Source organism: Luteibacter sp. PvP120 (assembly GCF_054055715.1).
The window spans coordinates 102,942-116,476 of sequence record NZ_JBSRXP010000004.1 but is presented as its reverse complement, the minus strand read 5'-3'; the positions used below and the strand labels follow the sequence as shown (position 1 = coordinate 116,476).

The following is a 13,535-nucleotide window of genomic DNA, read 5'->3' as shown; positions in this document are numbered from 1 at the left end:
AAAGTCAGGGTTGTTTGGCGGGGTCGGACCACAGCCGGTGATCGACACCCCTTACGACGGGTTTGTCGCGCGTGTCCAGGTCGAACACCACCACGTCGTTGCGGCCCCGGTGGAACCAGGGGCCGGGCGCGTAAAGGTCATGCTGGGGTCCGATCGACCAGATCCGGCCCAGGTTTACGTCGTTGAGCCACAGGGCGCCCTTGCCGAACGCCCGCGTGTCCAGGAACGTGTCGGCCGGCGTGTCGATAGCCACGTGGCCGCGGTGGAACGCCGGGCCCGCGAGCGGGGCGGTCGTCCAGCCGCGCAGCGTGCGTGGTGTGTCCATGGGCAGGGGATACACCTGCCAGCCGGTCAGCACATCGCTGCCGAGCATTACCGGGTCGACCAGCCCGGCGCGGCCGTCGTCCAGGTGCGGCCCGTAGTTCACGCGGCCGGTGTTTTCCACGAGGATGTCCAGCGTGTGCTCGCCGCTGCCGACATCGAGCGGCACGGACACCTGCTTCAGTCGTCGGTCGACCGTGCCGCGGGCGTCGCGATCGAGGTAGATCGCCGCATAGTCGCGCACGTCGCCCAGGTACAGCGTGCCGTGGAACGGACCATGCACCGTGGTGCGGTAGAGGATGTAGCCGTAGGACTGGCCATACGCTTCCATCGACCGGGGTTGCTCGGAGGCGTGCGGCGCCGGCAGGTTGTCCCATAGCGATGCGGATTCGTCGAGGGTGAAGGCGGGAAGGCTGCGCAGGGGCGGCGACGCCGGCACCGGGGGTAGGGCCTGCCCGGTCGCCTTCGCGATCACCTCGCGAAAGCGCAGGTACTTCGGGGTCGGGCGTCCCGCTTCATCCAGCGCGGCGTCGTAGTCGTAGCTGGTGGTCTGCGGCGTGTAGTGGTCCGAGGGGTTGCCCTGGAAATTGGCGCCGTTCATGAAGCCGAAACTGGTGCCGCCATGCACCATGTACACGTTGACTGAATCGCCCTGGCTGAGCATCCAGGCCAGTTCGTCGGCCTGTTGCTTCGTATCGGTGTCGGCATGCTTGCCGCCCCACGCATCGAACCAGCCGGCCCAGTATTCGCCGGCCATGCGCGGTGCATCCGGCCGGAAGCGCGCCAGCGTCTCGAAGCTTTTCTTCGCCTCGCCCGGCGCGAAGTCGATCACCGCCGTCACATCGGGCAGGGTGCCATTGGCGAGCAGGTCGGGCCCGTCGTAGGTGAGCAGCAGGTCGTCCGCCAGGCCCGACCGCTTGAGCATGTCGCGGATCTGGCCGAGGTAGGCCTTGTCGTCGCTGTACGAGCCGTATTCGTTTTCCAGCTCGGTGGCGACGATGGGGCCGCCGCGGGACGCGAGCAGGGGTGCCAGTTCCTTGCCCAGGCGTTGCAGGTAGCGGTCGGCGGCGGCGAGGAAACGCGGGTCGCGAGTGCGTACGCGCATGCCCGGTTCGGCAAACAGCCACGCGGGGAAACCGCCGGCATCCCACTCGCCGCACACGTACGGCCCCGGACGCAGGATGACGTTGAGTCCCTCGGCCTGTGCCGCTTTCACGAAGGCGGCCACGTCGTTGTTGCCGCTGAAGTCGAACTGGCCGGGCGTCGGTTCCACCACGTTCCAGAACACGTAGGTGGTGATGGTGTTCAGGCCCATCGCCCGCGCCTTGCGCAGCCGGTCGGTCCAGTACGCCCGCGGCACCCGCTGGAAGTGGATGTCGCCGGCGATGATCTGGTAAGGCTTGCCGTCACGCATGAAATGCGCGCCGGACACGGTCAGCGGCGGGTTGGCGAAGGCCGCGGGCAGCACCGCGAGCAGGCCGGCCACCAGTAACGCGAGACGCGGCACGAGGCGCGTCATCGCGGCAGCGCCTGCCGGCCCTGAAGGGTGAACTCCAGCGACTGGCCCGGCGCATCGCCCGGCTGGCCGCCGCCGAGGAAGAGTCGGTAGCTGCCGGGGACGACGGCACGCTGGCCAGCCGCATCCACGGAGCTGAGCCGGCGGGGATCGAGGACGAAGGTGATCCGGCGCGTTTCGCCGGCGCGCAGGTGCACGCGCTGCAGCCCGACCAGCGTGCGGTGCGGCGCGAGTTTGTCGCCTTCGGGAAAACCGAGGTACGCCTGGACCACTTCGTCGCCGTCGCGCTCGCCGCTGTTGCGCACGTCCACGCTGGCGGTGAGGGTATCGCCCGCCGTCAGCGCCGGCTGCGACAGGCGTGCCTCGGCGTAAGCGAAGCGCGTGTAGCTGAGCCCGTGGCCGAAGGGGTACAGCGGCGTGCCGTCGAAGTAGCGATAGGTGCGCCCCTTCATCTGGTAACTGGTGAAGGGAGGCAGGTCGCGCACGGAACGGTAGAACGTGACCGGCAGGCGCCCGGCGGGGTTGTCGTCGCCCGCCAGCAGGCGCGCCACCGCGGTGCCGCCGCTCTGGCCGGGGTACCACGCGGCGACGATGGCGGCGGCGCGCTCGTTCGCCTCGTCCAGCGCCACCGCGCTGCCGGACATCAGTACCACGACCAGCGGCTTGCCGCTGGCTGCGGCACGCATGAGTAGGGCGCGTTGCGCGGCGGGCAGGCCGATGTCGGTACGATCGCCACCGGCAAAGCCCGGTACCTCGATCCGCAGTTCCTCGCCTTCGACGTCGGGCGACAAACCGACGAAAGCCACGGCGACATCGGCGTCGCTCAACGCACGGTCCACCTCGGCCAGCTGCGCGTCGGCGGGCGCCAGCCACTGCAAGCGGACGCCCTGGTCGTTGCCGCTGTGCACGTACTCCAGGCGGATGTCGTGTGGCCGGGTGTCGTCGAAGTGCAGGCGGGCCTGCATGCTCGTGTCGCTACCGTCGTCCTGCACCACGGGCTTGCCGTCGACGAACAGGCGCACCGGATCGTGGCCGACGCAGTCGAAGCAGCGATCCACATGCACCGCCAGCGTGTAGTCGCCGGGACCGGGCGGCAGCAGGGCGCCGGTCCAGCGCACCGCATAGGTGCCCTTGGGCAGGCCCGCGGGGGTCACGTGGTCCCAGTCGAAGTCGATGGTGCGATCCACGCGCGTGGCGCGGGGCTTGCCCTGGAAACCGGTGCCGACGAAATAGCTGCCGCTGAGGCCGGTCGCGGCGCCGGGGGCGACCTGCGTGCGCAGCGCGGTTTCCGGTACCGGCACCGGCACGCCCACGGCCACCGGCGAGCCCTGCGCATAACGAATGCGTTCGGTACCGAAACGCGTGCGCAAGCCCTGCAGCGGCGTGACCGGTGCGCGCGACGTGGCGTGGTAGTTCGCTTCCAGGGTTTCCACGGTGTCGGCGTTGGGTCCGATCACCGCGATGCGCGGGGTGCCGCGCAGGGGCAGCGCGCCGTTGTCGTTCTTGAGCAGCACCATCGATTGCGCCGCCGCGTCCACCGCAAGCGCCGCATGCGCCGGCGACTCGGCGGGCCGGGCACGGGGCGATGCGGACACGCCGAGTTCGCCGAGCCGGTAGCGGGCCGCGAACAGGCGGACCAGGGCCGTATCCAGCACGGATACGTCCACGTCGCCGCGGCGCACCGCCTCGCCAAGCTCCGCATAGGCGAAGCCGCAATCCAGGTCGGTGCCCGCGCGCAGGGCGGCCGCCGACGAGCCGGCGTTGTCCGCGCGGTAGTAGTGGAACTTGGTCATGTCGTCCACCGCGTCGCAGTCGGAGACGACGAAGCCGGTAAAGCCCCAGCTCGTGCGCAACGTGTCCTGGAGCAAACCCGCATCCGCGCACACCGGTGTGCCGTGCAGCGCGTTGTAGCCGCACATCACCGAGCCCGCGTGGCCTTCCGTGATCGCGGCGCGGAACGCCGGCAGGAAGGTCGCTTCCTTATCGTGCGGCGACACGTCGATATCGAAGCCGTGCCGACCGGCCTCCGGTCCGCTGTGCACGGCGAAGTGCTTCGGCGTGGCGATCGCGCGCGGGTGCGCCGGGTCGGGCCCCTGGATACCCTGCACGAAGGCCACGGCCAGCCGGCCGGTGAGGTAGGGATCCTCGCCGTAGGTTTCCTGGCCACGGCCCCAGCGGGGATCGCGGAAGATGTTGATGTTCGGCGACCAGATGGTCAGCCCTTCGTAGCGGCCGTGGTCGTGGCCCGCGCCGATGGCGTCGAAGCGTGCGCGCGCTTCCTGCGCTATCGCCTCGCCCACCTGCTGCAGCAGGTCGGGATTCCAGCTGGCGGCCAGGCCGATCGCCTGCGGAAACACCGTGGCATAACCCGCGCGTGCCGCCCCGTGCAGGCCTTCGTTCCACCACTCGTAGGCGGGAATGCCGAGCCGCGGTATCGCCGGCGCCGCGCTCTGCAACTGCGCTACCTTCTCGTCCAGGCTCATGCGCGAGACCAGGTCGCGGGCGCGTTGCTCGGGTGCCGCCGCCGGGGTGACGGCCGATGCGTGGCCCACCCACAGCAGCAACGCGGCCGCGACGGCTGCGACACGCCGCGTCGCGTGACGGCCGCTCACTGCGCCGGCCCGGTCAGTTTCACCGAACCCAGGCCGTAAAGCGGGCCGGTGATGGGTGCGGTGCTGCGCAGGCACAGATCGTGGTCGCCACGCACCGCGGGCAGCTTGCCTTGCAGGACGAAGCGTTCGCCGAGGGATTTTCCCGGTGGCAGGGGCAGGGAGGCCAGCAGCGGGCCCGCGCAGGTGTCCTGGTGGATCTCCAGCTCGCCGTAGGCGGTTTTCGCCGGGTAGGACACGACCTTGGACAGATCGTGCGACAGGCCGTAATTGCGGGCCAGCCGGGCCACGTCCACGCGGATGCCGGTGATGCCGTCCAGCGGCGCGGCCGGGTAGGCCCAGCAGGCATGGAACAGGTCGATGTCGAATACCGCGGTATCCATTGCGCCCAGGTCGGGCAACAACGGCATCCGCAGGCCCAGGCTGCCATCGGCACACTTCGTCAGCTCGCCGGTGCGTCGGGTCAGCAGCGTGTCGCGGTCTATCACGCGGCTGCGTACCGCGGCCATCCGCGTGCCGTCCGGGGCGAAGGTCGCGGCGCGCACGGTGGTCGGCAGCGTCACGTCGAAGGGCGCGGCATAGGCCTTGGCCTGCGTATCGGGCAGGCTGCCGTCCGTCGTGTAGCGGATCGTGCCGAACGTCATCTGGGTGTCGATCCGCACCGTGGCCTTGCCGGCGCGCAGGATGCCGGACACCGGTTCGTCGAGGTGGATGCCCGGCGCGAACGCGGTATCCGACGCGTCGATGTCGAGTGCCGCATAGCGACGCACCTGCGCGGGCAGCCGCTGCAGGAAGCTGTCCCAGTTGCGCACGTCACGTGGCGACCAGGCGATTTCCGCCATGGCATCCAGGCGCGGGAACAGTGCATGCTGTATGTGGCGAGTAGAGGGAATGAACTCGCTCCAGAGGGTGGCCTCGGTACCCAGCACATGCCGGGCCTGTTCCGGTGTCAGCGACGCATCCACCGGTTCGAAACCATAGACGCGCTTGAGGTCGAGCACGGACAGACGACCGTTGGGTTCGTCGGCGCGGTCGCTCTGCAGGTTGTCGAAATACATCCAGCCGGCGGGCGCGAGCACCACGTCGTGGTCCTGCTTCGCTGCGGCCACCGCACCCTCGACACCGCGCCATGACATCACCGATGCCGTGCGCGGCAGGCCGCCTTCGAGGATTTCGTCCCAGCCGATCAGACGCCGGCCGTGCTTGGCGAGGTAATCGCCCAGGCGATCGGTGAACCAGCTTTGCAGCGCGTTTTCATCTTTGATGCCCAGTGAGGCCATCTTCGCCTGCACGGCAGGCGACTGTTTCCACTGGTCCTTGACCGCTTCGTCGCCGCCCAGGTGGATGTACGTGGACGGGAACAACGCCATCACCTCGTCGAGCACGTTCTCGATGAAGGTAAAGCTCTTGTCGTCCACGTTGTAGAGGTAGGGATTGACACCCCAGTCCACGGAAACCGCGGGGTGCTCGCCGGTGACACCGACCAGCTCGGGGTAGGCGGCCACCGCGGCCTGTGCGTGGCCGGGCATGTCCAGTTCCGGCACCACCGTAATGTGGCGGGCGGCGGCATAAGCCACCACGTCACGGATCTGCTCCTGGGTGTAGAAGCCGCCGTAGCGCTCCGGCTCGCCGAACGTGCCCGCGCCCGGCGGCGTCCGCCAGGCGCCCACGTCGGTAAGGCGGGGGTAACGCCTGATCTGGATGCGCCAGCCCTGGTCGTCGCTGAGGTGCCAGTGGAAGACGTTGAGCTTGTGCTCGGCCATGGCGTCGAGCACCTGCTTGACCGCGGCCACGTCGTGGAAATGCCGGGCGACGTCGAGCATCAGGCCGCGCCATGCAAAGCGCGGCCAGTCACGGATGGCGACGTCGGGGACGTGTGTCGCACCCTGCCGGCCATCCGCGCTCGCCAGCTGCCACAGGGTGACCGCACCGTAGAAAAGACCCGCGTCGCCGCGCGAGGCGATCCGGGCGCCGTCGCCGGTAATGTCGAGGGTGTAGCCGTCCGCCTGGGTCACGCGGGTTGCCGGATCGGTACGCAGCACGATCGCGCCATGGGGTGGCTGCCGCGTGGGGATGGGCGTCAGCGACAGGCCGCGGCTGCGTTTCAGTTCGGCGGCGAGGTAGACCGCGGCGGCTTCGGCGCCACGATCGCCGGGCGCATAGGCAATGACGGTATGCGCGTCGATGGCCAGCGAGCCTTCGGTCTGCCGGATGTCGGCGGGCAGGGGAATGAGCGGCAGCGCGTCGGCGTGCACCAGGCCGCCGGTGCAGGCCAGCGCGGCGGCCAGGGCCAGGCGGCGGCCAAGGTGCCGTGCCGCGGGCTTCCGGCCGTTGCTGCCGACGGTCATCGTGAGCCCACCCGCGAGCCCGCGCGCATCGTGGCCGCGCCCAGCACGCCAAGGTGACCGTGCTCCACCAGCCACACCGGCACGCGCTCCAGGAAAGGTCGCATGACGCCCTTGTTGAAAAAGCGCTCGCGGAACCGGCTGGCCAGGACGAAGTCGCTGATCTGGGGAAGGATGCCGCCGGCCAGGAATACGCCACCGTGCGCGCCGTAGAGCACGGCCAGGTCGCCGACGAAACCGCCCAGCACGGCGCAGAAGACGTCCAGCGCGGCATGCGCGGTCGGATCGGTACCGGCCATGCCGGCCGCGCTCACCTCGCCGGGGGTGGCCAGCGACGCGTCCCGCCCGTCCAGTTCGGCGAGGGCGCGATAGGTGGCCAGCAGGCCGGGTCCCGACAGCAGCGACTCGACCGACACGTAAGGCCGGGTTCGGGCCAGGACGCGCAGAATGGCCGCCTCGCGCTCGTCGCCGGGGGCGAAGGCGATCTGGCCCGCCTCCGTGGGCAATACCGTGGCCTGCCCGTCGCCCGGCAGCAGCACGGCCGAGCCGAGCCCGGTACCCGGTCCCATCACCACGACGGGACCGCGCGTACCACCCGGGATGCCCGGGAGCACGGCGATCGCCTCGGCAGGGTCGATGAACTGGCTGGCGAAGGCCACCGCCTCGAAGTCGTTGACCACCTCCAGCGCGTCGCCCGCCACGGCGCGGATGTCGCCGAGCGCCACCGGCCACGGCAGGTTGCTGTTGGCGACCTGGTCATTCAGCACATACCCGGCGATGGCGATGGCGCAGCGCTCCACCCCCAGCGGGGCCAGGTACGCATGGGTTGCCAGGAAATCCTTTAGGATGGCGGCCAGGCTGGGCCATTCGGCGCCGACGTAGCGGCGGTGACAAAGCAGCTGGACGGCCGCCTGTGCCGGCCCCTGGGGATAGACCAGCGCGACGCGTGCGTGCGTGCCGCCGACATCCGCCGCAAGCACCGGGCGCCGCGCCGACGCGATGTCCGTGACGACCGGCTGGTTGGAGAAGGTTCCCATCATTGACCCCGTGATTGCTGGCGATCGCCGCGTGACGAAAAAGGTCATGCGGCGCGACGATACGGTTCGAGTTTTTTCCGCCATGACAACGTTGTCAATGAATATCATGTTCACTGGTGAAGATGGGTGAATTTCACAATAGTCGGCGGTGGATTTCATAACCGGTGACGCATCGCCTAAAGCTTTCCCCCGTGGGGCCGATAAGCCCATCGAACGACCCCAGGCGATCTGCGCCACGGGGTCCCCATGGTACGGACGATGGCCAAGAAATCCTCCAAAGAAGCCACCAGCACAGCGCTGGCACTCGATGCCGACCTGCGCATCGCCGCAGCCCCCGCGCTGCGCGATACGCTGTTGGCGGCGCTCGCCAGCGGCGGTCCGGTCGGTATCGACGGTAGCGCGGTGGCCCAGGTCGACACGGCGGCGCTACAGTTGCTTGCCGCGTTTTCCCGCGATGCGCGGGCGGCAGGACGCACCGTCACCTGGACAGGCGTCAGCGATCCCCTCCAGCGCGGCGTGGCCGTGCTGGGTCTCAACAGTCTGATTGAACTGCCGGCCCACGCCGGCGTGAACTGAAGGTGCTTCGATGGCTAAGATTCTTGCGGTAGACGATTCGGCTTCCATGCGCAGCATGGTCGCCTTCACCCTGCGTGGCGCCGGTCACGACGTCGAAGAGGCCGACAACGGCCAGGCGGCGCTCGATTCCGCCGCCGTGCACAAGTTCGACCTGATCCTCGCCGACGTGAACATGCCGGTGATGGACGGCATCTCGATGGTTCGTGAGATCCGCACCCGTCCGGATTACCGCGGCGTGCCCATCCTCATGCTCACCACCGAGTCCAATCCGGAAAAGAAGATGGAAGGCAAGGCCGCCGGTGCCACCGGCTGGCTGGTCAAGCCGTTCGATCCGGAGCAGCTGCTGGCCACCGTCGGCCGCGTTCTCGGCTGATCTTTCCGCAAGTCGCTTCCTTACACGTTCCGGTCATCCAGGGTTCCCCCATGTCCAAAGTCGATCTGGCGCAATTCCACAAGGCGTTCCATGAAGAGAGCCTCGACGGTCTCGACGCCATGGAGCAGGCGCTCCTCGCATTGGACGAGGGTGCCGAAGACCCGGAATTGATCAACGTCGTGTTCCGTGCCGCCCATTCGATCAAGGGCGGTGCGGCCACGTTCGGTTTCACCGACGTCGCGGCATTTACGCACGTGGCCGAAAACCTGATGGATGAGGTCCGCAGTGGCCGCCGTCCGATGGAAAAGGCCGTCGTCGAATTGCTGCTGCGCTCGGGCGATACGGTGCGCGACATGCTGTCCCTGTCGATGGCCGGCCAGCCGGCCGCCACGCCGGAAAGCCAGGCGCTCCTGGCCGAGTTGTCGGCCATGGTCTCGGGCGCCCCGGTGGCGCCGGTGGCGGTCAAGGCCGTCGCACCGGTCGAAGCCATCGAAGGCTGGGACATCGCGTTCCGCCCGTTCGATTACCTGCTCAAGACCGGCAACGATCCGGCACGCATGTTCCGCGAGCTGGAGGCCATGGGCCCGCTCACGGTCACCTGTGACACCAGCAAGCTTCCCGCGCTGGCCGACATGGACGCCGAGTCGTCCTACCTCGGCTGGACGCTGAGCCTGGACGCCGGCGCCAAGCGCGCCGCCGTCGAAGGCGTGTTCGACTGGGTCGACGGCGACTGCGACCTCACGGCCACGCCGCGCCTGTCGGCACCGGTGGCCGCGCCTGTCGTCGAGGCCATCGCGCCGGTTGCGGCCGCTGCGACACGCGCCGTCCGCGAACCCGCGGTCAACAGCGAATCCAGCTCGGTCCGCGTCGGCATCGAGAAGATCGACGTCCTGATCAACCTGGTCGGCGAGCTGGTCATCACCCAGTCCATGCTCACCCAGTTCAACGACGGCGTGGACGAATCGCAGCTGGAAATGTTCCGCCAGGGCCTGGCCCAGCTGGGTCGGCACACCCGCGAGCTGCAGGAAAGCGTGATGAGCATCCGCATGCTGCCCATCAGCACGGTGTTCAACCGCTTCCCGCGCCTGGTCCGCGACCTCGCCCAGAAGCTGGACAAGAAAGTCGTGCTGGACATGCGCGGCGAAACCACCGAACTCGACAAGACCGTGCTGGAAAAGATCGGCGATCCGCTGGTCCATCTGGTGCGCAACGCGATCGATCACGGCCTGGAGATGCCCGACAAGCGCCTGGCCTCGGGCAAGGGCGACACCGGCACGCTGCGCATGGAAGCTTTCCACCGCGGCGGCTCCATCGTGGTCGAGGTGGCGGACGACGGCGCCGGTCTCAACCGCGACGCCATCGTCGCCAAGGCCGTGTCGCGCGGCATCATCAGCTCCGGCGAGCACCTGTCCGACGACGCCGTGGCCGACCTCATCTTCGAAGCGGGCTTCTCCACCGCCGCCGCCACCACCGACCTGTCGGGCCGTGGCGTGGGCATGGACGTGGTACGCCGCAACGTCATGGACCTGGGCGGCACGGTCAATATCCGTAGCGTGCAGGGCCGGGGCACCACCTTCACCATCACGCTGCCGCTGACGCTCGCGATCATCGACGGCCTGACGGCGGCGGTGGGCGAGGAAACCTACATCGTGCCGCTGGTATCGATCGTGGAGTCCGTGCAGGTCAAGCCCGATGCGCTGCGCAGCGTGGCTGGTGGCGGCGAGCTGTTCCGCTTCCGCGACCAGTGGCTCCCCATCGTCCGCCTGTTCGACGTATTCAACTGCGAAGGTCAGCGCCGCACCATCGACGAGGGCATCGTCATCGTGGTGGAAGGCGAGGGCAGCCGCATCGGCCTGTTCGTCGACGAACTGATCGGCCAGCAGCAGGCCGTCGTCAAGTCGCTCGAGGCGAACTACCGCCGGGTCAGCGGCATCTCCGGCGCCACCATCCTCGCGGATGGCTCGGTCGCCCTGATCGCCGACGTCGCCGGCCTGGTGCGCCTCCAGGCCCGCCGCAAGGCCGCCTGACGCAGGCCGGCACCACGGGGCACACACACCCCGCGGTGCATGTCTGTATGTAGGAGCGCGCGCTCGCGCGCGACATCTTCTCGCGATAACCCCGGAGCTGGCGCGCCAGATCCGGGCTCACGGCCTCAAACCATGTCGCGCGCGCACGCGCGCTCCTACATGCGCCCAGGCGCCCATGCGCCCGACCCGGACGCGCCCGCACCAGACGCGCCCGCACCAGACGCGCCGGTCCCATAAGCGCCCGTCCTGCACCCGCGCGTCCCACGCCTGCCGCCCGCCCGGGCCTGCCTGGCTCACATCCGCGCACATCACGTTGAAATTGGCCCTCAAGCTCCGCTGGGGATAGCCGATACCCCAAGGGAAGGGGTCCCGAACCGCCGATCCGATCCGCCGTGGGAACGACATGAACCAAGCAGCCAATACCGCCATCGACGCGTCCGAAGAGGCCGCGCAATATCTCACCGTCAACCTCGGCAACGAGGAATACGCGGTGGACATCCTTGCCGTCCGCGAGATTCGCGGCTGGACAGCCGTCACACGCATCCCGCAGGCACCGCCCTACGTGCTGGGCGTGCTCAACCTGCGCGGGGCCATCGTCCCGGTGCTGGACCTGCGCCTGCGCTTCAGCCTGGATCGCGAGGATTACACGGCCACCACCGTCACCGTCATCGTGATGGTCAACGGTCGCCAGTTCGGGGTGGTGGTCGACGCCGTCTCCGACGTGGTGGAAGTCGCCCCCGGCAGCATCCGCCCGGTGCCCGACATGGGTACCTCGGTCGATACCGAATACCTCAAGGGCCTGACCTCCGTCGGGGAGCGCATGGTCCTCCTGCTCGATGTTGATCGCCTGCTTCAGCCGCAGGACGCCCAGATGCTGGAAGCCGCCCTGGCCTCCACGGATGTCAAAGCCGTCGCCTGAGCCTGAGCCTGTCGCGGTGGCCCCGGCTACTGCGGCACGCGATGCCCGGTTTGCCTTTGCCGCACCTTGCCGATTGGAATCGTAATGAAGAAGTTCAAGTTCAAGAAGCCCGCATTGACCGTCCGCGGTCGTCTCTACGGCGTGCTCGGCCTGCTCACGATCATGTTGCTCGGTGGCGCGGCCGTAGGCCTGGGCGCCATGCACTTCCAGAACGAAGGCATGCGCAAGATCTACCAGGAAGGACTTGCACCTTCGGAGATGCTCTCGCACATCGCCACCAATTCGCTGATGTCGTTCGTGGTGCTCGGCGAGGCCGGCACCAAGGTCAGCAACGCCGACCAGGTGAAGCAGAAGCTGGCGGAGTTCGACAAGTACCAGGCGGACATCGACAAGACGCAGGCCGAGTTCCTCAAGATCCCGATGTCGGCCAACGTCAAGAAGCTCTACGACAAGTGGGAAGCCACCGCGTCCGATTACGACCAGGCCAAGGCCGACATGGTCGATGCGCTGAAGCAGGCCGACGAAGGCGCTTCCGACGTCCTGGAAATGCAGGTGCGTCCGTTGCTGATGGATCGCCAGTCGCAGCTGACCAAGCTGATCGAGGCCAAGCGTGAGGAAGCCTCCGAGATCTACGCCACCGAGTCCTCGCAGTACGCGCTGATCCGCACGCTGAGCATCGGCTCGCTCGCCATCGGCCTGGCGATCTGCCTGCTGATCGGTGTGCTGGTGATCCGTTCGGTCATCCGCACGCTCAACGAGGCGGTCGACATCGCCAACAAGATTTCCGAGGGCAAGCTGGGCCACGACGTGAAGGTCACGCGTACCGACGAACTGGGCCAGCTGCAGTCGGCGTTCCGCGCCATGGACGAGCGCCTCAGCGACATCGTGACCGAGGTGCGCCACGGCTCCGGTTCGGTCAGCACGGCAGCGCAGCAGATTTCGCGCGGTAACGACGACCTCTCCCAGCGCACGCAGGAACAGGCCTCCAGCCTGGAACAGACCGCGTCCTCGATGGAAGAAATGACCTCCACGGTCAAGCAGAACGCCGAGAACGCCAGCCACGCCAACCAGCTGGCCCGCGGTGCCCGCGAGCAGGCGGAGAAGGGCGGTGAAGTGGTCGCCCAGACGGTCGTGGCCATGCGCGAGATCAACAGCTCCAGCAAGAAGATTTCCGACATCGTCAGCCTCATCGACGAAATCGCCTTCCAGACCAACCTCCTGGCGCTCAATGCCGCGGTGGAAGCGGCCCGCGCCGGTGAGCAGGGTCGCGGCTTCGCCGTGGTCGCCACCGAGGTTCGCAACCTCGCCCAGCGTTCGGCGGGTGCGGCCAAGGAGATCAAGGGCCTGATCAACGACAGCGCCAGCAAGGTCAGGGCCGGTTCGGAACTGGTCGACCAGTCGGGCAAGGCGCTCGCCGAGATCGTCGAAAGCGTGAAGAAGGTGACCGACATCGTCGCCGAGATCGCGGCGGCCAGCTCCGAGCAGTCCGCCGGCATCGACCAGGTCAACCATGCCGTGCTGCAGATGGACGAAATGACCCAGCAGAACGCCGCGCTGGTCGAGGAATCCGCGGCGGCCGCGCGTGCCATGCACGAGCAGGCCACCGAGCTCAGCCGCCAGGTCTCGTTCTTCCGCGTTACCGGCAACGTCGCCTCCTCCACGCCCGCCGCCAAGGCGCCGCGCAAGGACGCCACGCAGCAGGAAATGGAAACCGTCTTTGCCGCGGTGCGCAGCACGCCTGTCGCCGCACCCGCCACCCGCGCATCCCGCCCGGCCGAGTCGGCCGACACAGGCGCCTGGAAGGAGTTCTGA

General features: G+C 68.3%; 9 protein-coding genes. 5 read left to right on the top strand and 4 right to left on the bottom strand.

From position 1 onward, the window contains the following. Positions 1–4 precede the first annotated feature (4 nt). The 4 genes from ACVKN3_RS09930 to ACVKN3_RS09915 are packed head-to-tail and all read right to left on the bottom strand — an operon-like array spanning position 5 to position 7,828. Complete coding sequence (locus ACVKN3_RS09930) at positions 5–1,840, bottom strand: glycoside hydrolase family 35 protein (protein ID WP_354515053.1); 1,836 nt, start codon at positions 1,838–1,840, stop codon at positions 5–7. Then, positions 1,837–4,449: a glycoside hydrolase family 3 C-terminal domain-containing protein gene (locus tag ACVKN3_RS09925; protein ID WP_456991670.1), complete on the bottom strand. Its 2,613-nt coding sequence runs from the start codon at positions 4,447–4,449 to the stop codon at positions 1,837–1,839. Before ACVKN3_RS09925 ends, ACVKN3_RS09930 begins: the two co-directional genes overlap by 4 nt. Next, on the bottom strand, positions 4,446–6,794 hold the full coding sequence (locus ACVKN3_RS09920) for a beta-N-acetylhexosaminidase (protein ID WP_456991668.1): 2,349 nt from the start codon (positions 6,792–6,794) through the stop codon (positions 4,446–4,448). Before ACVKN3_RS09920 ends, ACVKN3_RS09925 begins: the two co-directional genes overlap by 4 nt. Beyond that, positions 6,791–7,828, bottom strand: coding sequence for a glucokinase (locus ACVKN3_RS09915; RefSeq protein ID WP_456991666.1), 1,038 nt, complete (start codon positions 7,826–7,828; stop codon positions 6,791–6,793). The genes ACVKN3_RS09920 and ACVKN3_RS09915 overlap by 4 nt, the downstream gene beginning before the upstream one ends. A gap of 258 nt (positions 7,829–8,086) precedes the next feature. On the opposite strand from ACVKN3_RS09915, the gene ACVKN3_RS09910 reads away from it, so the two are divergent. The 5 genes from ACVKN3_RS09910 (at position 8,087) to ACVKN3_RS09890 (ending at position 13,535) form a co-directional block, all read left to right on the top strand. Next, entirely contained in the window at positions 8,087–8,404 is a 318-nt protein-coding gene (locus ACVKN3_RS09910) for an STAS domain-containing protein (protein WP_354515049.1), read from the top strand. A 10-nt stretch (positions 8,405–8,414) separates the two neighbouring features. After that, positions 8,415–8,777, top strand: coding sequence for a response regulator (locus ACVKN3_RS09905; protein ID WP_036140506.1), 363 nt, complete (start codon positions 8,415–8,417; stop codon positions 8,775–8,777). A gap of 50 nt (positions 8,778–8,827) precedes the next feature. Then, positions 8,828–10,804, top strand: a complete 1,977-nt coding sequence (locus tag ACVKN3_RS09900) for a chemotaxis protein CheA (RefSeq protein WP_354515047.1) — start codon at positions 8,828–8,830, stop codon at positions 10,802–10,804. A 403-nt stretch (positions 10,805–11,207) separates the two neighbouring features. Then, positions 11,208–11,723: a chemotaxis protein CheW gene (locus ACVKN3_RS09895; protein ID WP_285401926.1), complete on the top strand. Its 516-nt coding sequence runs from the start codon at positions 11,208–11,210 to the stop codon at positions 11,721–11,723. Positions 11,724–11,807: 84 nt separating this feature from the next. Next, a complete protein-coding gene (locus ACVKN3_RS09890; protein WP_354515045.1) occupies positions 11,808–13,535 on the top strand; it encodes a methyl-accepting chemotaxis protein in 1,728 nt (575 codons plus the stop codon).